Annotated in this window: 21 protein-coding genes; 15 read left to right on the top strand and 6 right to left on the bottom strand. The window is 54.6% G+C overall.

From position 1 onward, the window contains the following. Positions 1–5: 5 nt before the first annotated feature. Positions 6–701 (bottom strand): hypothetical protein, encoded by a 696-nt coding sequence (locus V8247_RS03030; RefSeq protein WP_338738635.1) that lies wholly within the window; start codon positions 699–701, stop codon positions 6–8. Between the two features lie 8 nt (positions 702–709). Further along, a complete protein-coding gene (gene purM / locus V8247_RS03025) occupies positions 710–1720 on the bottom strand; it encodes a phosphoribosylformylglycinamidine cyclo-ligase (RefSeq protein ID WP_375340879.1) in 1011 nt (336 codons plus the stop codon). A 1056-nt stretch (positions 1721–2776) separates the two neighbouring features. Between purM and V8247_RS03020 the strand changes: the two genes are divergently transcribed. The 9 genes from V8247_RS03020 to V8247_RS02980 all read left to right on the top strand — a co-directional run bounded on the left by V8247_RS03020 (position 2777) and on the right by V8247_RS02980 (position 12497). Next, a complete protein-coding gene (locus V8247_RS03020; RefSeq protein ID WP_338738633.1) occupies positions 2777–3712 on the top strand; it encodes a DnaJ C-terminal domain-containing protein in 936 nt (311 codons plus the stop codon). Positions 3713–3782: 70 nt separating this feature from the next. Then, positions 3783–4103, top strand: coding sequence for a MerR family transcriptional regulator (locus V8247_RS03015; RefSeq protein WP_338738631.1), 321 nt, complete (start codon positions 3783–3785; stop codon positions 4101–4103). Between the two features lie 30 nt (positions 4104–4133). Further along, on the top strand, positions 4134–6569 hold the full coding sequence (locus tag V8247_RS03010) for an AAA family ATPase (protein WP_338738629.1): 2436 nt from the start codon (positions 4134–4136) through the stop codon (positions 6567–6569). A 307-nt stretch (positions 6570–6876) separates the two neighbouring features. Further along, positions 6877–8550: a CTP synthase gene (locus tag V8247_RS03005; RefSeq protein ID WP_338738626.1), complete on the top strand. Its 1674-nt coding sequence runs from the start codon at positions 6877–6879 to the stop codon at positions 8548–8550. Positions 8551–8687: 137 nt separating this feature from the next. Then, a complete protein-coding gene (gene fsa, locus V8247_RS03000) occupies positions 8688–9353 on the top strand; it encodes a fructose-6-phosphate aldolase (RefSeq protein WP_338738624.1) in 666 nt (221 codons plus the stop codon). 44 nt (positions 9354–9397) lie between these two features. Further along, entirely contained in the window at positions 9398–9778 is a 381-nt protein-coding gene (locus tag V8247_RS02995; RefSeq protein WP_338738622.1) for a four helix bundle protein, read from the top strand. Between the two features lie 147 nt (positions 9779–9925). Then, positions 9926–11167, top strand: a complete 1242-nt coding sequence (gene rho, locus V8247_RS02990) for a transcription termination factor Rho (RefSeq protein ID WP_375340878.1) — start codon at positions 9926–9928, stop codon at positions 11165–11167. A gap of 742 nt (positions 11168–11909) precedes the next feature. Continuing rightward, positions 11910–12236: a hypothetical protein gene (locus V8247_RS02985; protein ID WP_338738618.1), complete on the top strand. Its 327-nt coding sequence runs from the start codon at positions 11910–11912 to the stop codon at positions 12234–12236. Between the two features lie 135 nt (positions 12237–12371). Continuing rightward, the gene (locus tag V8247_RS02980) at positions 12372–12497 is read left to right on the top strand and encodes a hypothetical protein (RefSeq protein ID WP_338738616.1); all 126 of its coding nucleotides are present in this window, start codon (positions 12372–12374) and stop codon (positions 12495–12497) included. A 299-nt stretch (positions 12498–12796) separates the two neighbouring features. On the opposite strand, the gene V8247_RS02975 is transcribed toward V8247_RS02980, so the two are convergent. Further along, positions 12797–13159 carry a hypothetical protein gene (locus V8247_RS02975; protein WP_338738614.1) on the bottom strand — a complete coding sequence of 121 codons (363 nt, stop codon included), beginning with the start codon at positions 13157–13159 and terminating at the stop codon, positions 12797–12799. Next, positions 13146–13802, bottom strand: a complete 657-nt coding sequence (locus V8247_RS02970; protein ID WP_338738612.1) for a nucleotidyltransferase domain-containing protein — start codon at positions 13800–13802, stop codon at positions 13146–13148. Before V8247_RS02970 ends, V8247_RS02975 begins: the two co-directional genes overlap by 14 nt. A gap of 796 nt (positions 13803–14598) precedes the next feature. Here V8247_RS02970 and V8247_RS02965 point away from each other — a divergent pair. Both V8247_RS02965 and V8247_RS02960 read left to right on the top strand, forming a co-directional pair. Beyond that, the gene (locus V8247_RS02965; protein WP_338738610.1) at positions 14599–14811 is read left to right on the top strand and encodes a type II toxin-antitoxin system HicB family antitoxin; all 213 of its coding nucleotides are present in this window, start codon (positions 14599–14601) and stop codon (positions 14809–14811) included. Next, a complete protein-coding gene (locus V8247_RS02960; RefSeq protein WP_338738608.1) occupies positions 14812–15036 on the top strand; it encodes a type II toxin-antitoxin system HicA family toxin in 225 nt (74 codons plus the stop codon). 132 nt (positions 15037–15168) lie between these two features. Here V8247_RS02960 and V8247_RS02955 read toward each other — a convergent pair whose 3' ends face one another. Then, positions 15169–15504: a hypothetical protein gene (locus tag V8247_RS02955; RefSeq protein ID WP_338738606.1), complete on the bottom strand. Its 336-nt coding sequence runs from the start codon at positions 15502–15504 to the stop codon at positions 15169–15171. Positions 15505–15875: 371 nt separating this feature from the next. On the opposite strand from V8247_RS02955, the gene V8247_RS02950 reads away from it, so the two are divergent. Next, entirely contained in the window at positions 15876–16130 is a 255-nt protein-coding gene (locus V8247_RS02950; RefSeq protein ID WP_338738604.1) for a type II toxin-antitoxin system HicB family antitoxin, read from the top strand. A gap of 433 nt (positions 16131–16563) precedes the next feature. Here the strand turns inward: V8247_RS02950 and V8247_RS02945 are convergent, their stop codons facing one another. Then, on the bottom strand, positions 16564–17289 hold the full coding sequence (locus V8247_RS02945) for an NYN domain-containing protein (RefSeq protein WP_338738602.1): 726 nt from the start codon (positions 17287–17289) through the stop codon (positions 16564–16566). 853 nt (positions 17290–18142) lie between these two features. Between V8247_RS02945 and V8247_RS02940 the strand changes: the two genes are divergently transcribed. The 3 genes from V8247_RS02940 (at position 18143) to V8247_RS02930 (ending at position 23174) form a co-directional block, all read left to right on the top strand. Beyond that, complete coding sequence (locus V8247_RS02940; RefSeq protein ID WP_338738600.1) at positions 18143–18439, top strand: AbrB/MazE/SpoVT family DNA-binding domain-containing protein; 297 nt, start codon at positions 18143–18145, stop codon at positions 18437–18439. After that, on the top strand, positions 18439–18699 hold the full coding sequence (locus V8247_RS02935) for a DNA helicase (protein WP_338738598.1): 261 nt from the start codon (positions 18439–18441) through the stop codon (positions 18697–18699). Before V8247_RS02940 ends, V8247_RS02935 begins: the two co-directional genes overlap by 1 nt. Positions 18700–19625: 926 nt before the next feature. Beyond that, positions 19626–23174: a fibronectin type III domain-containing protein gene (locus V8247_RS02930; RefSeq protein WP_338738597.1), complete on the top strand. Its 3549-nt coding sequence runs from the start codon at positions 19626–19628 to the stop codon at positions 23172–23174. Positions 23175–23250 lie beyond the last annotated feature (76 nt).

The following is a 23250-nucleotide window of genomic DNA, read 5'->3' as shown; positions in this document are numbered from 1 at the left end:
GTTTATTAGCGCCGGCGCCTGACAAAAATCAGGCTTAATATAGCTATGATGATGGCAAAGGCCGCCAGGCCGGAAATAATCGCCCAGTTGATGACCCGCACGTCGGCGGTCATCACGACACCCTCACTCATGGAGACTACGTCAAAATTCCAGGTGGCGGAAGAGCCGTTGATGATATCGGCGTTGGCCGCGGTAATCTTGCCGGGCATATTGACCGTCCAGGAGATGCTGAACATATTTTTCAGCAGGCTCGGCGCCAGCATATCAAGTTCATCACCGCCGTCAAACCCCATGCCTTCCGGGTCTGACGGGATGTTAACGGTGAAGCTGTAATCGGTGAACAGGAAGCTGTTCTGCCGTTGAATATCCAGTACCGGGGAGGCGGTTTCCGTGCCGGTGGCATCGGGCAGGAAGAAGGGGTCGTCCGGGGAAAAATCCTTGGAAGCGGTCAGGGTGACGGTGTCGCCGGACTGAGTCTGGCTCACCTGCCAGCCGTCGCCGGTCAGTTCGTCGGCGCCGCCCTCGGTCACCAGGCTGGCACCGATGGCGCCGGTGGCGTTGATGACCACCTTCTGAGTGTAGTCGCCCGAGGCCTTGACATCGGTTTCCAGCTGCATGTCCAGAGTGCCGCAACCGGCCAGCAGGATCAGCCCCGCGGTCATCGCGGTAATCAGGGTTTTGGATAGCTTATGCTTCAGCATGGAATCCCCTAGACAATCTCTACTTTTCGGCCGGCCTCGGCGGTCACTTCGCCGATAACCCTGGCCTGCGGCATGGCGGCCAGCATGGTGGAAACGTGTGAGGGGTCAACAAATACGGTCATGCCGATGCCCATGTTAAATACCCGGAACATTTCCTCCGGGGCAACCTGGCCTAAGCTCTGAATCAGTTCAAAAACCGGCGGCACGTCCCAGGTGCCGGTGTTGATCCGGACGGACACGCCTTCCGGCAGGGAGCGGGGAATGTTGTCGGTGAAACCGCCGCCGGTGATATGGGCCAGCCCCTTGACATCGCTCATTACCGGCTGGAGTGTTTTGAAATAGGAGACGTGAGGCGCCAGCAATACTTCGCCGATGCTGCGGTCAAAACCGGGATAAACCTTTGACAGGGCCTCCGGAGTCTCGCCCAGCACGCGCCGGGCCAGGGAATAGCCGTTAGTATGCAGACCGGACGACGGCAGACCCAGCACGGCATCGCCGGGTTTAATGGTCAACCCGTTGACAATCCGGTCTTTTTCCACAATGCCGACTATAAAGCCGGCCAGGTCATAATCCTTGCCGTGGTAAAGCCCCGGCATCTCGGCGGTTTCCCCGCCGATCAGGGCGCAGCCGACCTCTTGACACGCCGTGGACAGGCCTTTGACAATATCAGCCACCAGGGCGCTGTCCAGTTTGCCCATGGCGATGTAATCCAGGAAGAAAAGCGGCGCCGCGCCGCAGGTCAGAATGTCATCCACGCTGTGGTTGACGATGTCCATGCCCACGGTGTCGTGTTTGCCCATGACGGAGGCGATTTTGAGTTTGGTGCCCACGCCGTCGCAACTGGAGACCAGCACGGGCTTAAGGTAGCCGCCCGGCAGTTCAAACATGCCGCCGAAGAAACCCGGGCCGCCCAGGACGCCGGGGGTGAAGGTGGCGCGGGCCAGCTTGATAATCTGTTCCTTGGCTGCGGCGGCGGTGTCAATACTGACGCCGGCGGCGGCGTAAGCGTCTTTGTTGATGGGATTTCTCCTTGAGGTGATAGCTGAATGATAACATCTGGCGCGGGGAGGCGCAACGGGGGGGGGCTATCAGCTATCAGCAGTCAGCGGTCAGCTTTTACCGGGCGGGCGAGGCATGCCTGCGCCCCTACGGAAATTCAAAATCCCAAGCGCCAAATCCCAAACAATACTAAATAGCCAAATCACAGTGAACAAAAAGGGGACGGGCTGTCAGCCGGCAGTGAAAAGCAAGTCGGTCAGTTAGGCGCTGGGAGTCACTTTAGAGTAACAGATACCCCTTTTTTGGCGAATTACAGCGTCTGCCGGCGGTCCGGAGCGGCAACATCGTCAAGTATTGGTATACTTTTTGAAAAGCGAAGGAAACGACTCTCTTATTTACGATTAAAAACAGTGCTCAGAGGAGTTATCAGCCAAAAAACAATTCAAACAATCTCATAAGGCGGAAAATAACAGAACATATAATAGCATAAAACTGCGAGATATGCAAGGGGTAAATGTCCCATTTAGGCAATATATATTTTGGGCAAACTGTCGGCCATTAGCTAACAGCAGTCAGCGGTCAGCTTTTACCGGGCGGGCGAGGCATCGCCCGCTTCGCAGGAAAATTCCAAATCCCAAGCACCAAATAACAAACAATATCAAATAGTAAAATTCAAAAACCCAAACGGGGTACCGGGGTAGGCAGTAAACGGTTGACAATATTCAGTGACCAGGGACGTGGATCCCACGCTTTCGCGTAGGATGACATTACGTTTTTGGTTTCCGGCTTTTGCCGAGGAAGCCAGAGTGGAAGTTGGTATTAGATTGCCACGTCGCTGCGCTTCTCGCAATGACATATATAGGTGTCTGACAGCTGACAGCTGACGGCTGAAAGCTGACGGCCGACAACTAGCCCCGCTTTTTTGACCTCACCATCGGTCGCGTTACAATTGACTCAGCTATTATTCAGGGTCGGTGGAACTTAATATAGAAGTGTTAAGAAAACTGGCTAAACTTGGACAAGAAAGCTGATGAATGCTATAATAAGTCAACTTTCCCGCATGAGAAGAGGTCCCGATGGCCGGTAAAGACTATTACGCCATACTCGGAGTCAACAAGACTGCCACCACGGACGAGGTCAAGAAGGCCTTCCGCAAGCTGGCGCGCAAATACCACCCGGATGTGAACCCGGGCGACAAGGCCGCCGAGGCCAAATTCAAGGAAATCAACGAAGCCAACGAAGTTCTGTCTGATAAAGACAAGCGCGCCAAGTACGACAAGTACGGCGACCAGTGGCAGCACGCCGATGCTTTTGAAAAGGCGGGCGGCGCCCGTTACCAGCAGCAGCCCGGCGGTGGCAACCCCTTCGGTGGCGGCGGCAATCCGTTCGGCGGTTTTGATTTTCAGCAGGGCGGCGGCGGTTACGCCGGTGAAGATATCGGCAGTATCTTTGACCAGATGTTCCGCGGCGGCGGTGGTGGCCGGCGGCGCGCTCACAAGGGTCAGGACCTGGAATACGGGGTAGAAGTATCGCTGGAAGAAGCCTACCACGGCACCGCCCGGCAACTGGCGATGCAGGATTCCAAGCTGGAAGTGAAAATCCCGGCCGGGGTGACCAACGGCTCCCGGGTGCGGCTGGCCGGCAAAGGCGGCGAAGGCTCCGGCGGCGGCGCGCGCGGCGACCTGTTCCTGGTGGTCAAGGTGGCGCCGCATTCAAGATTTGAACGCAAGGGCGATGACCTGATGGAAACCATTGATGTTCCGCTGACCGTTGCCGCCCTGGGCGGCGAGGTTCACGTCCCCACTATCAAGGGCACCAAACTGGCACTAAAAGTGCCGCCGGAAACCCAGAACGGCCGCACCTTCAAGCTGACCGGACAGGGGATGCCGCACCTCGGCAAGACCGGCCACGGCGACCTTATTGCCAAAATCAACGTTAAACTGCCGGCCAATCTGACAGATCGGGAGAAAGAACTGTTTGCCGAACTGGCGAAGCTCAGACCGGACGGCTAGCTGGAAATACCCGATATTAGAACTCAAATGACCAATAACTGATTAAAGATTTCCCCGCAGGGAGGACAAGATGACAGAAGAAATGCACCGTCCGCGTTATGTGATTCACGTTGCCGCCGAGCTTATCGGGGTTAAAACGCACACCCTGCGTTATTATGAGCGTTCCGGGCTGGTCAAACCGCAGCGGTCGCCGGGCAATATCCGGCTGTATTCGGAATATGATATTGACATACTGCGGCGGGTGCGGAACCTGATGGATGACCTGGGGGTCAACATGGCCGGCGTGGAAGTCATCAACAACATGCTGGAGAAAATGAACCAGCTCGCCCGTGAAAATGAATTGCTGAAGGCTGAATTGCAGCGGTTGTACCGCAAACTGGAAGAAGAATAGACGGCCGCGGCCGCCGTGAAAGGACACATCATGAAACAGGAAAAGTTTACCGAACAGGCCCAGGAAGCCATCGCCGCGTCCCAGGCACTGGTGCGGCAATACCAGCATAACCAGTGGGATGTGGAGCATCTGCTGATGGCCCTGCTCAGTCAGGATCAGGGTCTGGTCGGTGATATCGTTAAAGAACTGGGCGCCGATGCCGACGACATCAAGACCGAGGTGGACGCCGCTCTGAAAAAAGTTCCTAAACTGGGCTATGATGCGCAGCAGATATACCCCACCCCCCGCATTAACCAGGTCGGCCAGGAAGCCTCGCAGGAAGCTGCCCGGCTGAAGGATGAGTTCATCGGCACCGAGCACATCTTCATCGCCATCGCCGGTGAGCCGAAAGGTCTGTCGGCGGCGATCCTCAAGAGCTTCGGCATTGACAAGGAAAAGGTTTATCTGGCGTTACAGAAGATTCGGGGCAGCCACCGGGTTACCGATGCCCGTGCTGAAAGCAAGTACCGCTCGCTGGAAAAATACTCCCGTGATCTGAACGAACTGGCGGAGCAGGGCAAGCTGGACCCGGTCATCGGCCGGGACATGGAGATCCGCCGGGTGATGCAGATACTGACCCGCCGCACCAAGAACAACCCGGTCATCGTGGGTGAAGCCGGCGTCGGCAAGACGGCCATCGCCGAGGGCGTGGCTCAGAAGATTGTCAACGGCGATATCCCCACCTCCCTCAAAGGCCGCCGGGTGATGGCGCTGGATATGGGGTCATTGCTGGCCGGCGCCAAGTTCCGCGGTGAGTTTGAGGAGCGTCTGAAGGCGGTCATGGACGAGGTGCGAGCTTCGGCCGGTGAGGTCATCCTGTTCATAGATGAGATTCATACCCTGGTCGGCGCCGGCGCCACCGAGGGCGCGCTGGACGCCTCCAATATGCTCAAACCCGCCCTGGCCCGCGGCGAACTTCAGGTTATCGGCGCGACCACCTCCGATGATTACCGTAAGTTCATTGAGAAGGATAAGGCGCTGGAGCGGCGCTTGCAGCCGGTGTTTGTGGCTGAACCTAACATTGAAGATGCCATTGAGATTTTGAAGGGTTTGCGGCCCCGTTATGAGGCGCATCACAAGATTAAGATCACCGATGAGGCGCTGGATGCGGCGGTCAAGCTGTCGCAGCGCTATCTGACCGAACGCCATCTGCCGGACAAGGCCATTGACCTGATAGATGAAGCCGCCTCCAAGCTGCGGTTGGACTCTGAGAGCGCCCCGCCGGAGATCCGGGAGCAGGAAAAGCAGTTAAAGCTGCTGGAATCTGAGGAAGAAGCTGCCTCCCAGCGGGATGATTTCGCTGCGGCGGCGGAACTTAAAAGTCAGCGTCTGCGGCTGGAAGAGGAATACAATACCGCCCGCGAAGCCTGGCTGGCTAAGGAGAAAATATCCGGCGAAGTTACCGCCGAGCATATCGCCCAGCTTATTGCCAACTGGACCGGCGTGCCAGTAACCCAGATGCTGGAAGAGGAGGCGGCCAAGCTGGTGCATATGGAGGACCGTATCCACGAGCGATTTGTGGATCAGGAGGAGGCAGTCATCGCTGTCTCCGAGGCTATCCGCCGCTCCCGCGCCGGTCTCAAGGACCCGCGGCGGCCTATCGGCAGTTTCCTGTTCCTGGGCCCCACCGGCGTCGGCAAGACGGAGCTGGCGCGCTCGCTGGCCTGGTTCCTGTTCGGTGATGAAACAGCCATGGTGCGGGTGGATATGTCAGAGTATCAGGAACGTCATACCGTGTCCCGGATGGTCGGCGCGCCTCCCGGCTACATCGGCTTTGAAGAGGGCGGGCAGTTAACCGAAGCCGTCCGCAAGCGCCCTTACCGCGTTATTCTGCTGGATGAGGTGGAAAAGGCCCACCCGGAGGTCTTTAACGTGCTGCTCCAATTACTGGATGACGGCCGGCTGACCGACGGCCATGGCCGCACGGTGGATTTTAAGAATACCGTGGTCATTATGACCAGCAACGCCGGCGTGGAAACCATCCGGCGCGAGTCCCGGCTGGGTTTCGTTACCGGCGGCGGCGCCGATGCCAAAGAAGGTTACGAGAAGATGAAGGACAAGGTGCTGGGCGAGGTGCGCAAGCAGTTCCGGCCGGAGTTCATTAACCGGATTGATGAGATCATCGTCTTCCATGAACTGGCTGAGGAGCAGTTGCGGCACATCGTTGACCTGATGGCCAAAGACGTTGAGGGGCGGCTGGAGGAAATGGAAATCAAGCTGGAAATCACCGAAGCCGCCAAGGGCTGGCTGGCCAAGAAGGGTTATGACCCGGTTTATGGCGCCCGCCCGCTGCGGCGTGCCATTGAGAAATACGTGGAGAACCCGCTGGCCACCCGGATTTTGAAGGGGGACTTCAAGGCCGGGTCAACCGTGGTGGTTGAGCTGGAGGGTGAGGAATTGGTGTTTAAGGCTGGAGAGGCCGCTTAGGCGGCCTCTCCGGGGGACCGGGAAATACGTACCAATACTACCAATACTACCAATTTCAAATACTTGAATATAGTCTATGGTCGTCTTAACAACCCCGGTACGGTTTACTGTGAACTGCTGACTGCTAATTGATTACTTCAAGCTGACGGCTGACAGCTGATAGCTGACGGCTACCCCCCCCACATTTCTGTTGACACAACCGCCGGGCACTCCTATAATAAGCTACGGGCTTGAGAATTTCCCCAAAAGTCCGTTTCCCAAATGAACATCACAATTTCTATTTTCAGGACGTTCGGTATGCTGTTATATGGCTAAATATATCTTTGTGACCGGCGGCGTGGTCAGTTCCGTAGGCAAGGGCATCACTGTCGCCAGTATTGGAACCGTACTTAAAAGCCGGGGCGTTTCCGTCTCGGTTCAGAAACTGGACCCCTATCTTAATGTTGACCCCGGCACCATGTCGCCTTATCAGCACGGTGAGGTCTTTGTGACCGGCGACGGCGCCGAGACCGACCTGGACCTGGGCAATTACGAACGCTTCATCGGCATTGATCTGTCAGCTGAATCCAATACCACCTCCGGCCAGGTTTATTCCGCGGTCATCGCCCGCGAGCGCCGCGGCGACTACCTCGGCGGCACCATTCAGGTAGTGCCCCACCTGACGACGGAGATTAAAAACCGCTTCCACAAGCTGGCGGAGAAATCCGGGGCTGATGTCATCCTGATTGAGGTCGGCGGTACGGTCGGCGATATTGAAGGCCAGCCCTTCCTGGAAGCCATCCGCCAGATGCGCAAGGACGTCGGCCGCGACAACGTACTTTACGTTCACGTTACTTTGCTGCCCTATATCGGCTCCACTCAGGAGCTGAAGACCAAGCCCACCCAGCACAGCGTCAACGAGCTGCGGCGCATCGGTATTCAGCCGGACATCATCGTCTGCCGCTCCGATGTGCCCATATCTGAAAACATCCGCGAGAAGATCTCGCTGTTCTGCGACGTTGACCGGGAAGCCGTCATCTTCGCTCCCACCGTGGAAACGGTGTATGAGGTGCCGCTGGTGCTGGAAGAAGAGGGCGTCGGCGACCTGGTGGTCCGCCGCCTCGGCCTGACCAATGCCCACCCGCCACAGCTGGAAGCCTGGAAGAAGATGATTGACTGCCTGAAAAATCCCTGCGAGCCGGTACGCATCGCCCTGGTGGGCAAGTACGTTGAGCTGCGGGACGCTTATTATTCGGTGCGGGAAGCCTTGAGCCACGCCGGTCTGCATCACAGCCGCAGCGTCCAGATTGACTGGATACAGTCCGAAGACCTGGAAAAACCTGGCGGGGAGCACCTGCTGGACCACGCTCAGGGCATCATCGTGCCCGGCGGCTTCGGCGACCGCGGTATTGAAGGCATGATTAAGGCGGCGGAATACGCCCGGGTCCATCAGGTGCCGTACTTCGGCCTGTGCCTGGGCTTGCAGATCATGGTGATTGAGTTTGCCCGCAACGTCATCGCTGCCGACAGCGCCAATTCCACTGAGTTTGACGCCGCCACCGCCCACCCGGTAATTGACATAATGCCGGAGCAGAAGGACGTCTGCGGCAAGGGCGGCACCATGCGCCTGGGCAACTGGCCCTGTCAGGTAACGCCCGGCACCAAAGCTGCTGACGCCTACGGCCAGGAACTGGTCTATGAGCGCCACCGCCACCGTTTTGAGTTTAACAACACCTATTGGGACAGATATGAAGCTGCCGGCATGGTCTTCTCCGGCCTGTCGCCCGACCGGCGGCTGGTGGAAATCTGCGAACTGAAGGACCATCCCTGGATGGTGGCCTGCCAGTTCCATCCGGAGTTCACCTCCCGTCCCGGCAAGCCCCAGCCGTTATTCCGGGACTTCATCGGCGCGGCCTCAAAGGTGATGCGGGAAGGGGCGCAGAGAGCGCTACCGCTTGACAATAACGAGCCGTCAGCCGTCAGCCATCAGCCGTCAGCCTAATTTGGAAATGGATAGATTTATCGTCCAACCATATGTAAAGACTTTCGGAACTTTAAATATTTAAGACCAAAAGGAATAAATACTACAACAAAAGCTGAAAGCTGACCGCTGAAAGCTAATAGCGATGGAGTACCCCAATGAAACTATTCTTAGACACCGCCGTAACCGAAGAGATTAAAAAAGCCGCCGCCATGGGCATTATCCACGGCGTGACCACCAACCCCACGCTGGTGGCCCGCGCCGGGCACAAGGATTACCAGGCGCTGGTGAAAGAGATTGCCGGTATTCTGCCGGAAGGCTCGCCGATCTCAGTGGAAACCGTGGCTGAGGATGTTAAAACCATGGTGGCCGATGGTAAGCGCTTCTTTGAATGGGCGCCGGACAACGTGGTGGTCAAGCTGCCCACTAATGCCGCCGGGTTGGAAGCCACCCGGGAACTGGCCAAGGATGGTATTCAGGTCAACATGACGCTGTGTTTCTCGGTCAATCAGGCGCTGCTGGCCGCGCACGCCGGCGCCGCCTACGTCAGCCCGTTTGTCGGCCGGCTGGACGACATCGGCCACGACGGCATGGCGCTGGTGCAGGATATCGTCGCCATGCTCAAGACCTACGAGTTAGAAACCTGGGTCATCGCCGCCTCCATCCGCCACCCGCTGCACTGTGTAGAGTCAATGAAAGCCGGGGCCCAGGTGGCCACCGTGCCGTATAAGATTCTGGAGCAGATGCTCAAACACCCGCTGACGGACAAGGGGATTGAGGCGTTTATGGAGGATTGGAAGAAATCAGGGGCGAGTAACGAGTAGACAGTAGACAGTAAACAGTAGGAAGTGGATAGTAGACGGTTCGGATGCAGAATTATAAGAATCTGAGTGTCTGGCAAAAAGCACATAGACTTGCGGTTGATGTTTACCTGCTTACTGAAGGGTTTCCTTCCAATGAAATATATGGGCTGACTTCCCAAATGAGGCGTTGCAGTGTCTCAATCCCAGCCAATATTGCCGAAGGTTGCGGCAGGAATGGAAAGGCGGAACTGTCCCGTTTTCTACACATTTCCACCGGTTCTGCCTGTGAACTTGAGTACTATTTGCTACTGGCCGGCGAATTACACTATATTTCGGAGAGCCAATCCAACCTGTTCAACGAAAAAGTCACTGAGATTAAGCGGATGATCTCTTCCCTGACCACGACAGTTAAGGCGTCCAACGCCCTGTCGAATAATGCAAACTGAAAACTGCTAACTGTAAACTGTAAACTTTAAACCCCCAGGAGAACCACAATGACTGAACAAGATCCCAATCTGAACAACTTTGAAAATGAAGCGCCCCTCCCCCCCGAACCGCCGCCGCCGCCGTTGTCGCTGTCGCGGCTGGAGACGATGAGCCGTGAGGACCTGCTGGAGCTGGCCAAGCGCATGAAGGTGACCGGCATGACCGGTGCCAAGAAGCAGGACATCATCCTGCGGCTGCTCCAGGCCACGACGGAGCAGCAGGGCAATATCTTCTGCTCCGGCATCCTGGAAATCATGCCGGACGGCTACGGTTTCCTGCGGCAGGGGACGCTGCTGCCCTCGTCATCGGATATTTACGTCTCCCAATCACAAATCCGCCGCTTCGGCCTGCGCACCGGCGACATGATTATCGGCCAGTCCCGCCAGGCCAAGCCCGGTGAGAAATACTACTCGCTGCTGCGCGTTGAGGCCATCAATGATTTCAATCCGGAAGGCGCCAAGCGCCGCCCGTACTTCGGCTCACTGACGCCCACCTTCCCCGACCGGCTGCTGAACCTGGAAACCGATGCCAATATCCTGTCCACCCGCCTGATTAATCTGGTGGCCCCCATCGGTCGCGGCCAGCGCGGCATGGTGGTTTCACCGCCCAAGGCCGGTAAGACGATGCTGATGAAGAACATCGCCAACGCCGTCGGCTCCAATTACAACGATATTCACCTGATGGTGGTGCTCATCGGCGAACGCCCGGAAGAGGTCACCGACATGCGCCGCTCCATCAAGGGCGAGGTTATGGCCGCCACCTTTGACGAAGCGGTGGAGAACCAGACCCGCGTGGCGGAACTGGCGCTGGAGCGCGCCAAACGCATGGTGGAAAGCGGTAAGGATGTGGTTATCCTGCTGGACGGCATTACCCGCCTGACCCGCGCCTATAACCTGGCCATGCCCCCGTCCGGCCGCACCCTGTCCGGCGGTCTGGACCCGGTCGCTCTGCACCCGGCCAAGAAGTTCTTCGGCGCGGCGCGCAACACCGCTGAAGGCGGCTCTTTGACCATTATCGCCACCTGCCTGGTGGAAACCGGCTCCCGCATGGATGACCTGATTTACGAAGAGTTCAAGGGCACCGGCAATATGGAACTGCACCTGGATCGCCGGCTGGCGGAACGCCGCGTCTTCCCGGCCATTGATATTCCCCGCTCCGGCACCCGGCGCGAGGAACTGCTGCATCCTGACGCCGCTTACCGGCAGATTCAGCTCCTGCGCCGCATGGTGGGCATCATCGCCGATGACTCCAACAACTTCGCCGAGGTCACCGAGCGTGTGCTGGATAAGCTCAAGAAGAGTAAGAATAACGTGGATTTCCTGACCAATCTGACGCGGGAGAAGGCGTAGTAGAGCTTTCAGCTCTCAGCCATCAGGTTTCAGCTAAAGCGGAAAGATTTATAAGAGGGGAACAGGCAGCGCCTGTTCCCCTCTTTGTTTTAGCTCTGTAAGGCCGGTATTTTTAAGCTGTTCCCCGAGCCCTTCGGGAAATCTTAATATCCAATAAACAGTAACGAGTTTTCAGTATTCAGTCCGGGGTGGAAGTTGGTATTAGATTGCCACAAGCTCTTTGCGCTTTCGCAATGACACATATATGAAGCTGAATGCTGAGTGCTGAAAGCTGACGGTTGATAGCTTCGGGTACTACCAATTTCCAATATTTCAATAGACGGGCTAAGTATTCAGTAAACAGTCATCAGTAACGAGTTATTGAAGACGTGGATCCCCGGCTTTCGCCGAGGATGACATTTATTTTGTTGTCATTACCCGTGAAAGCGGGTAATCCAGGAAGCTGAAAGCTGACTGCTGAAAGCTGAACGCTGGAGAGGAAACCGGGACTGCTTCGCGGCTGGTGGTCGCTCGCAGTGACGGTGGAGGGAAGGACTGACCGGGGCGGGCTGGACATGTCCAGCCCCTACACTGGTTTGTGCTGAACACCGGTACGATTGCCACACACCCTGCGGATGTTCGCAAAGATACATGTAGATGGCTGACAGCTCGCCCGCCGACAGCCTCAACGTTTGTCATTAAACTTTTCCGGTGTTAATATGGTGTGTCCGCGCTGAAAGCGTAATGTAATCAAGAGGAAAACATGACATCATCCAACGGATACATCCAGCTTACCCTTGAGTTCTCCAGAGAAGGCAGACGCTGGCTGGGTCGGTGCCGGGAACTGGGCACTTCCACCTTCGGCAGAACGCTCACGGAAGCTGATGCCAAACTCCGGGAGGCGGTGGATTGCCACCTGAACACTCTGGAAGAAGTCGGTGAACGGGAACGGTTTTTCCGGGATCATCACATTGTCGTCCGCCCGGCAGCCGCCGGCCGGGCTATGGTGGAAGTTGAAATGCCGGCGGAGAGCGCCTCCTTTATTAAGACCCATCTGCACGATATGAAAGCGCTGGCCGGCGTAAACTGAATGTCATAGTTTCCTGCCATTACCGGCAAGCAACTGCTGAAGCTGTTTCTCAAGGATGGCTGGGTAGAGAAAAGAAGAACCCGTCATTGCGTTTGTGTAGTCAAGGCTGATCCAGCCGGCAGAACCAGAGTGGCCATGGTTGATGATACCCGCGCCGTGCTGCCTGACGGCACCCTGCATGATATCCTTGGTGTTAAGCAAACCGGAATCGGCCGAAAAGGGCTTATGGAACTCATTGATAAATACGGTATCGGTAAATAAACCCTGCTGACAGCATTGAAATACTACAAATACTACAAATACTACCAATTTCAAATATGTGAATACTAGTACCGGGACTGCTTCGCGCCTGGTGGTCGCTCGCAGTGACGGTGGAGGGAAGGACTGACCGGGGCGGGCTGGACATGTCCAGCCCCTACAGCTGATAGCTGACGGCTGACTGCTGAAAGCTCACCCTGCGAGGCTACGCCGAAGCAATCTCGGTATTCGTTACTGTAAACTGCTGACTGCCAACTGATTACTACAAGCTGATAGCTCATGCCCCCAACCGGCAATATACTTCAGCTCAGCTCCGGATAATTATCCTTCAGCCACATCGTCAGCGATGCGCGGAGATATTCAGCCAGTGTGATTATTTCCGCCACCTCCCGGTCTGAAATGATGCCGGCCATTTCATAGTCCAGCAGGTTGCGCTGTCGCCGGTAACGGTTGAGGACAGCGATTTTTACCGGATCCGGTGTGAGGGTGAATTCCAGGGATTTGATGGTGACAAAGTGGTTAGCTTCTCCTGCGGTGCGGTAGCCTTTAGCCGCCAGTGCTGCCTTGGCGGTCATCAGGGCGGCGTTATAAGCGGTGGTGAATCTTCTGTCCAGGCTGATGTTGTCCGCCCGGGCGTCTTTCAGATCCCGGTCAAATACGGTCATCAAGTGGGCTATTTCCTGACGGCTTGTCGTATGTGTTTTTAGTTTGCCCTCGGCCAGCCAGTCTGCCAAACTCATCTTCGTCTCCGATCAGGAACATTTTTTCAGCTCCGGTTACTGTTTTCAGGAAATGATGTCCTTCGTCCAGTTTATCCCGGAATTCCGCCGGGGTATAGAGCGCCGGGTTTATCTCCCGGGCCAGCCGCGCCTCGGCAATATCCAGCGGGACGGTCAACTCTTCCGGCGAGATGTCGCCGATTACCATCAGGTCAATGTCGCTGTGGCGGTTTTCCGTGCCGGCGGCAAAAGAGCCGTAGATGAAAGCGACGCGTATTTGTTCGGCCACGGACATCAGCGCCGCCCGCAACGTGTCGGCGATGCCGGAAGTTTTAATGACCAGCCGGTGGAGTTCGTCAAAAATCGGGCTTTGCCGGTTGGCCTGGTAGTACTTTTGACGCCCCTCAATGACCCGGTTCAGCAGACCGGCCTTTTCCAGGCGCGCCAGCTCCCGGCTGAGGTTGGTGGAATCCTCTTGTAACAATGCGGTCAGCTGGCGGGCATAGAAACGTTCATCGGGGTGACTGAACAGCCAGCCGAGCAGTTTAGCCCTGAGTTTGGAGCCGGATATGATTTCAAGCAGATTCATAATGTAGTAAATATTACTTTAAATAAAGTATTATATACTGTATTAAGGGGAGACGCAAGAGAAATACTACCAATACTACCAATACTACAAATACTACAAATACTACCAATTTCCAATATTTCAATAGATATACCGGGGCGGGCTGGACATGTCCAGCCCCTACAGGCTGAAACCTGATAGCTGAATGCTGACAGCTCGCCCGTTGAGATTGCCACAGCCGCTGGCGGCTTCGCAAAGACGGGCAAATAATACCAATACTACCAATTTCCAATATTTCAATAGACGGGCCAAGTATTCAGTAAACAGTCATCAGTAGCGAGTTATTGAGGACGTGGATCCCCGGCTTTCGCCGGGGATGACATTTATTTTGTTGTCATTACCCGCGAAAGCGGGTAATCCAGGAAGCTGAAAGCTGACTGCTGAAAGCTTCGGATACTACCAATTTCCAATATTTCAATAGACGGGCTAAGTATTCAGTAAACAGTCATCAGTAACGAGTTATTGAAGACGTGGATCCCCGGCTTTCGCCGAGGATGACATTTATTTTGTTGTCATTACCCGTGAAAGCGGGTAATCCAGGAAGCTGAAAGCTGACGGCTGACTGCTGACAGCTCACCTTGCGAGGCTGCGCCGAAGCAATTTCGGTATTCGTTACTGTTTACTGCCAACCGATTACTACAAGCTGATAGCTGAAAGCTGGCCGCTGACAGCTCGCCCGCTGCCAGCTTCGCTCGTAACTTGGATTTTTCCATCCGTGGCTCTATACTGAAATCAACAATCCATGTTGGAGAAAACTATGAAACTACCGGTGCTGATATCACAAGGCGAAGACGGCTATTATACAGCTGAGGTGCCCGTGTTGCCCGGTTGTATCTCTCAGGGTAAAACCAAGGCCGAAGCCCTGGTTAACATCAGGGAAGCCGCTGAACTGTGCCTGGAAAGTATGGATGAAGAAGGCTGGACACTCCCCAGGCATTATAGCCTCAATCAAGTTGAGGTTGGTGCCTGATTGCCGCCCTTACCCGTTATTTCCGGTGCCCGTTGTATTGAAATACTTGCCGGTCTCGGTTGTGTCGTAGCCCGTGTCAAGGGTAGCCATGTCAGGTTGCGCTGTCCAGGCCGCAAGCCGGTAACTGTCCCTCTTCATGATGAACTGGACCGGGGTACTTTGCGTGCTATTCTGCGGAGTATCGGCGTCAGTGTAGCCGAGTTTCTTGCTTTGATGAAGGGCTAACCTGCCCGGCGCAACGCCGCCACCAGGTCAGGGCGTTTTATCGGACCGAAAGGCGGCATCAGGAGATTTCTGCCGGTATCTTGAGCTCTATGTTATCCACAATCGGCAGCGGCAGGTGACGGGCAATGCTTATCATGACCCAGTATTCAAGGGCTTCACGCAGCTCCAGCCAACCGACAGTATGGCATCCAGATTGAAGTATTCAACCTCACGGATTACCGTTCGTGTCCCTTCTGTTTGAACAGTTGCATATTTTGCAACAGTTGCCTTCCGCTCCAATTCCCCATCCCTGAATACATTTCGGAGATGTCGGGATATAACTGAATTGTCTCGCTCAAACAGTTCGGCCATCTGGTTCAGGCTTAGCCAAACCGTTTCTCTTTCCAAACGCACGTTGACCGAGATATTGCCGCTGGGATCCTGAAAGAAAATTATATCCCCGCGCCCCGTAGCATCAGATGTGTTCAAAGTGTTGCCCCTCCCCTTAACGAGCAGACTTTAGCCTGCCATAATCAAAGACGCTGAAAGCTGACAGCATTGAAATACTACCAATTTCCAATATTTGAATACTAGTACCGGGACTGCTTCGCGCCTGGTGGTCGCTCGCAGTGACGATAGGGAGTGCGGACCGGGGCGGGCTGGACATGTCCAGCCCCTACAGGCTGAAACCTGACTGCTGACAGCTCGCCTCGCGAGGCTACGCCGAAGCAATCCCGGTATTATTAACCGTAAACTGCTGACCGCCAACTGATTACTACAAGCTGACTGCTGACTGCTGGTCGCTTTTCACGGCCACCTCCCTTGCCCCTGTGTTGGTGAAAGCCTATAATAAAATCGTCATGATTAGAGAATACATTGAAGCCGCTTTACAGCGGGCCAAATATGAAATCATTGAAGACGCAGAGCCGTATTATGGTGAGATTCCGGAGCTCCCCGGCGTTTGGGCTACCGGCGCCAATCTGGAAGCGTGTCGCCGTAATCTGGCCGATGCCGTTGACGCCTGGGTAGTATTCCGGCTCAGTCAGGGTATGGACATCCCCGCACTGGGTAAAACCCGTCTGAAAATCCCCCGCCGCCTTAAGGCCGGTGTCTAAACTCTCCCCGGTCACCTGGAAGGACCTGGTAAAGCGCCTGAACACCGGGCCAATTGCCCCGGATCAATACTACCAATACTACAAATACTACCAATTTCCAATATTTCAATAGACGGGCCAAGTATTCAGTAAACAGTCATCAGTAACGAGTCATTGAGGACGTGGATCCCCGGCTTTCGCCGAGGATGACATTTATTTTGTCATTACCCGCGAAAGCGGGTAATCCAGGTAGCTGACTGCTGAAAGCTTCGGATACTACCAATTTCAAATACTTCAATAATAGTACCGGGACTGCTACGCGCCTGGTGGTCGCTCGCAGTGACGATAGGGGAAGGACTGACCGGGCGGACTGGACATGTCCAGCCCCTACAGGCTGAAACCTGATAGCTGAACGCTCGCCCGTTGAGATTGCCACAGCCGCCTGGCGGCGGCTTCACCAGCCTGCGGGTTTGGTTATGGTGCCTACTGAGTCGCTGAGGGTGTGTGGGAATTGGGAAGCGGCGAGAACGCTGCGGTTGATGTTCTGCATATATGCAGTGGCTATCTTCTTAAGATGCACTGACTGGTAAGATTTATCGTGGGGATTAACAACAGTGATGTGTTTGCCGCAACGCCTGATAGATAACTCTATCGGCATGCATAAATCTGAATCATTACTGATGACTACCGCCTTATCAAAGGCATCTTCGTAACAGTCAGCCAGCAACATTGAGGCCAGATTAACGTCAGAACCTTTTTCCTCCCGTTTGAGGACGTACGCACAAACCGGCGAGCCTTCAGGTTTGGCTTCTCCATTTGCAATATACGCATATTCCGGCTTGTCTATCAGCACCGGCTTAACTGCTGCATGCCTTTTAGGATGGTTGATATAAACAAGGGGATACTGGGCGGACAAGGTAGGATGCTGGACGTATCTTCCTTGATATATTGAAAGCGACGGCAGAGTACGCAAAGCGCGCAGGTAAATATCCTGCCGCAGCGGTGCCTCCAGATCATGGGGCGATGGTTTGACTCTGGCGGTAAAATAGCGGATTTGATTGATGGTATCGTTGGGAAACAGATTTGAGCATAACATGGCCAGGTTCAGCCACTTGAATGGGGAATACTTTAATGCGCCGTAATAAAGGTTAAAACCGTCAATATAGACGTTGGTTTTCAATTTTTCTCCATATACAAAAGCCACCTTGCGGCGGCTCTTGCGACCCTGCAACCTAAATCGCAGGGGGGATAACTACTTGTACCATCATGATACAACAACAATCTCATGGATAGCAAACATGGGATAGGGGCGGAAACAAACGATATTGTGCTTCCGGCGATCTTTTTTGCCTGAAATTCTGCCGTGATTATATGACAACCGTTGCGATACAGGCCTGTTAACGCAAAGCGCTTTTGGTAATAGTGTAAAAATTGCCTGCGCCCCTACGGGAAATCCTAATATCCAATATCTAATCCCCAAACAATATCAAATACCAAAATTATAATGACCTAAACAGGAACCGAGATTGCCACAGCCGCCGCCAGGCGGCTTCGCAAAGACAAAACCCTTAACCCCTCCGTCATTACGAGGAGCGAAGCGACGTGGTAATCTAAATCATGGTATTCCAGTTGCTCATTAGATTGCCACGGCCGCCCACACCCCCAACGTCATTGCGAGGCTACGCCGAAGCAATCTCGGTATTCGTTACTGTAAACTGCTGACTGCCAACTGATTACTACAAGCTGACTGCTGATAGCTGATAGCCTTATCAAAATACTACCAATTTCAAATATGTGAATAAGAGTACCGGGACTGCTTCGCGCCTGGTGGTCGCTCGCAGTGACGGGGAGGGGCATTGTTATATTCTAAGCGTCATTGCGAGGCTACGCCGAAGCAATCTCGGTATTTTTACTGTAAACTGCTGACTGCCAACTGATTACTACAAGCTGAAAGCTGACAGCTGACAGCTCGCCCGTTCATGTTGCTTTTTAGCTGATCATCTGATATTCTGAAAATCAGAAAGTAGGAAAATATGTCGGAACTGATTCAGATACGGAAAAAAGCCCAGCTGACCCTGCCGTTGTCTATTCGGCGGCAACTGAATATTGAGGACGGCGACGTGGTTGACGTCCGGGTGCAGGACGGGGAAATCATCCTCAAGCTCAAGAAGCTGGTAGATAAGGATCAGGCCTGGTTCTGGAGCCGCCGCTGGCAGCAGGGTGAGGCCGGGGTTGAGGCTGATGTAACTGCCGGTCGGGTTCATGAATTTGCCGATGCCGGCCAGGCCGTGGCCTATCTCCATAAACGCACCGGTGGCCGCCGCGCCTGATGACCATCCGTCTGTCGGAGCGTTTTGTCAGCCGTTACGCGGAGCTGTCAAAGATAATCCAGCGCAAGGTTGATAAAGCCCTGAAGCTGCTGGACGCGGATCACCGGCACCCCGGCCTCCGCAGTCACCCGGTTCAGGGCGCGCCGGGCATTTTTGAGGCTTATGTGGATGATAAATACCGCATGACCTTTGAGCGGTCCGGCGAGGTACTGTTCCTCCGCAATGTTGATAACCATGATGAATGTTTGAAGAACCCCTGATATATATATAAGGAAGACGGCCGGGCTCTCCCGCCCGGTGGATCCCCGGCTTTCGCCGAGGATGACAAAGCCCTTCGGGAAATTCTAATATCCAATATCTAATACCTAAACAATATCAAATACCAAAATTATAATGACCTAAACAGGAACCGAGATTGCCACAGCCGCCGCCAGACGGCTTCGCAAAGACAAAACCCTTAACCCCTCCGTCATTACGAGGAGCGAAGCGACGTGGTAATCTAAATCATGGTAATCCAGTTACTCATTAGATTGCCACAGCCGCTGACGCGGCTTCGCAATGACAAAACCGTGTATCCCATCCGTCATTACGAGGAGCGAAGCGACGTGGTAATCTAAATCATGGTAAACCAGTTACTCATTAGATTGCCACAGCCGCCTGGCGGCGGCTTCGCAATGACATATGTAGGTGGCTGATACCTGTATACTGCCTACTGTCTACTGCCTACAAAACAGCTGACTGCTGAAAGCTGATAGCTGATAGCTTCGGGTACTACCAATTTCAAATATTTCAATAAGGCTTACGGATACCTTAAAACCCCCTGGTCTACCTAATACTGTGAACCGTTTACTGAAAACTGCGTACTAAAAGCTGATGGCTGACTGCTGATAGCTGAAAGCTTTCCCCCCCTACCCCCTTGACACCCGTGGTATTATATTAATAACGCAGAAAAAGCAGGCTGCGCGGTGTCGCGTTGTCTGCATTTCATAAAACATACAGAAAGGTGGTGATGGAATACGAAAGCAGCCGTTAAGACCCCTCTTCCTTTATATAGACTAACCACTTATCAGGAAAACGGGTCGGCAGAAAGAAAAACAAAATAGATCTCCAGGAGTCTTTAGGGAATAACCAAAAAGACATATTAATAATCCAAAATAAATAATTCGAAAAGGAAATTTAAAGGTCGATGAAAAAGTTAAACAAAATCTTTAGTATCGTGCTGACCGCGGCGATCATGACCAGCTTGCTGATCACCTCCGCCATCCCGGTCGCCGCCGGTACCAATGAGTGGAGCACTGTCACCATCCCCGGCGCTACCGGGTTGGTTGTCAGTAATGAAATCGAATCCACCGGTTTATTGACTCAGGCATCAGATGGCACGCTGTTTGCGTCGCTTGGGATTGATGGTGAGTACTTTCTTGGCAAATCCACCAACGGAGGTCGCACTTGGACCACCGTTAAAACTCCCTCTTTCACTGGTTTGAATACCGGCGTCACTTTTGATGCTGGTGAATGGGAGATTCAAGCTATCGCCACTTCACCCACTGATGCTGCTGTGGTGTACATTGCCTCCCTGCACACCGTGTTCAAGTCCACCGATGGTGGCGCTACCTTCACCAAGATGGCATCCGTTCCGGCTAATGGCTGGGGCGACAGCTACGATATCGTAGCTATGGATGTCGCCATGGCCGGTGGCACCTACAAAGTGGTCGTCGGTGCCAACTACACCGGTTGGCCGGACAGTGAAGTCTTCTACATGGATGAGAGCGACTTCTTCTTCAATTTCCAGACCATCGGTACCCCGTCCTTCGGCACTCAGCATGACGCCGACCAGATTTATGATGTTGTGCTGTCCCCTAATTTTGCCACCGATAAGGGTATCGTTGTTCTGGCTGAAGGCGATGACAATCGCCCCTTGATTTCTTTTAATGTCAATGGCGGCGCCTGGGGTTCCGCAGTTGATGCTGTTGAAGAAACTGATATTGATGGCTCCTTCTGGGGCGGCCAGATCGCTCTGCCCGCTGACTTCAATATCGTTTCCAGCCCCTTCTTCTATGTCGGTATTGACGGCACCGGCTCAACCTCTGGTGTCTACCGCGTAGTCGGTAGCCCCACCACTTCTTCCGTGCTCCGTCTGCCGGCCGCCATCTCACAGATGGATGTCTTCAGCATTGATGTTGTCGGTAACTTCGCTTCCGCCAGCATCATCATCGGCTCCGACGAAGGTGAAGTCGCTATCTCCACCAACGCCGGCGCTTCCTGGACCGAAGGCTCAGACCAGCTAACCGGCCCCGGCAATGAAGTTTATGTCTGCTTAGCTGATGACTTCGTTACCTCCGGTATTGCATGTGCCATGGTCGCCGCTTCCGGTTCCATCAACGACGAATCCGCTTTCAACCTGACGGTTGACAAGGGCGTCAACTGGAACCAGGTCAGCCTGGTCAACACCGATATCACCTCCATCGAAGCGATGGAAGTCGGTGGCGGTTTCACCTGGCTGTCCACCCAGAACGACTATAATGGTGTCGTTGGCCAAACCGCCGGCACTTTTACTGTGACTGTTCCGACCTTAGGTACTGCAGTCACAACTGCGGCTGATTCGGTTACTCTGGTTAATACAGGCAGTGTTTCGCTTACTGCTGAGTTGAATACTTGGGTTACCGGCGATGTTGATGATATCAGTGTCGCGTTCTCCGCTGCTGGTAGTTACAATATTGTTGCCGGTACAATGTTCATCACTCTGCCTAACGGTGGGGATTCGGTTACTATTTCTGCCCTGCTAGCCGGCATTGGTTTTGATATGGACGTCACTGGTGGTGGTACTTATTCTTTCATTGAGAACTTTGACGGCTCTGGTGATAACATATCAATCACGGGAACTCCTCCGAACTACACTGTAGTCCTGCCCGACATTGCAGTTGTTAGTAATGTCAACACTGTTGTTACCGTTGATGTTACTGGTGGTACAATTTCCGTCTCTGGCCCTCACTGGAGTGGTGGGAGTGGGGATGGCACTATGACGTTTGACGTCAATGGTGAGTCCTACACAGTTACCGCAACGGGTTCTACCACTGTAACTGGCACTGTCGTCACTACTTCGGGCACTGCCCCGGTTTATGCCGGTGCCAACCCGCCAGTAGCCGGCGCTTTTACCCTTGCCTATCCCATCACTCCCGTTACCGCCAATGTCACCAACTCAATCTGGCGCATGAGTGGCGGTAATTGGGAACGCGTCCTCTTCACTGAAGATGATGCGGCAATTGATCTGCTGACCCTGTCTGAGGACGGCGCCGCCTTGTTCATGGGCACCTTTGGTGACGTGAACAGCCTGGAGAAATCCATGGATAACGGCGAGAACTTTGACGGCACCATCTTCTCCGATCCCCCGTCCCTGAACACCTTCATTGCTGTCAATGCTCAGACCTTCATCGTCGGCGACAATAACGGTGTGGTCCATCGCAGTGCCGACAACGGCTTCATCTGGACCGCCACCACCATCAAGAGCGGCGATTCTACTCCCGCCACCGCTGGCGATATCACCGCCATGGCCACCAACGGCACCGCCGTTGTCGTCGGCACTGACGACGGCCGCTTTGCCTTCTCTGCTGACATGGGCGCCACCTGGGGCGCGGCCACCAAGACCGCTGATGCCGCTACCGGCGAAATCAATGCCGTAGCTCTCCAGATGGGTTCCAATACCGCCGCCTGGGGCGTGACCGATGACGGCAAACTGGTAAAATCCTCCAAGCCAAGCACTGATTTAGACGAAGGCCTGCTGACCAACGGCGTCGGCGTCTTCTCCGGTGCCGCTCCGTCTGACTCCTATGCTGTCTACGCATTGGATGCCAACGGTGAGGTTATCCGCCTGCTGTCCAACGGCCAAGCCACCAGCATCGGCGACTTCACCTCCGGTACCGCTCTGTTTGGAGCCGGCAACACCCTGACCGCTCTGGTCAACGGTAATGCCATCCGCTCCTACACCGATACCCTGGCTGTCGCCGTGACCGGTGTCACCGCTACCGCCAACTCCACCTCCAGCATTACCATCAACTGGGCTGCTCTGGCTGATGCTGAAGAGTATGCGGTTAACGTTAAGACCGGCTCTGCCGAAAAGAATTACTTCAGCGCCACCTTCGCTTTCGGTGATGCCACCGTTGACGCCACCACCCTGACTGTCACCGGCCTCGCCGCTGACACCACCTACTATGTATCTGTCTGGGGCGTTGACCCGGTTGACACCTTCTATGGTACTACCTCAGTAGCTACCAAACCTGATGCTGTCACCACCCCGGTTAGCCTGGCTCCGGTTGCCGGCGCCATCGGTGTCCCGGTTAACCCGTCCTTCCAATGGGGCGGCGTTGCCGGTGCTACCAGCTACACCGTGGAAGTTGCCACTGATGCCCTCTTCACCAACATCGTCAAAACCCTCACCACCCCCATTGCCGCTGTTGCCTGGGATGGCGCTTCACTGGCCAACAACACCGTGTACTACTGGCGCGTGACCGCTACCACCGCTACCGGAACTTCCGCTGCGGTTGAGAGCGTCTTCACCACCGTGACTGCCGCGACTCCTCCGGTCACCGTGACCTCCACCACTTCACCCAACATCACGCTGACCCAGCTGCCGGCTCCTGACGTAGCGACCCCGGGCTACATCTGGATTATCATTGCCATCGGCGGTATCTTGACCGTCCTGGTGATCGTCCTGATCGTCCGCACCCGCCGCGTAGTGTAACGCAAAGCTATTAGCTTTCAGCTAAAAGCTTAGAAAAGAGGGAGCCTCCATTTCTGGAGGCTCCCTCTTTTGCTGT

This window comes from Dehalogenimonas sp. W (assembly GCF_037094495.1).
GTDB classification, from domain to species: Bacteria; Chloroflexota; Dehalococcoidia; order Dehalococcoidales; family Dehalococcoidaceae; genus Dehalogenimonas; species Dehalogenimonas loeffleri.
Note: the sequence above shows the minus strand (reverse complement) of the source record. Positions and strands in the feature narration are given on the sequence as shown.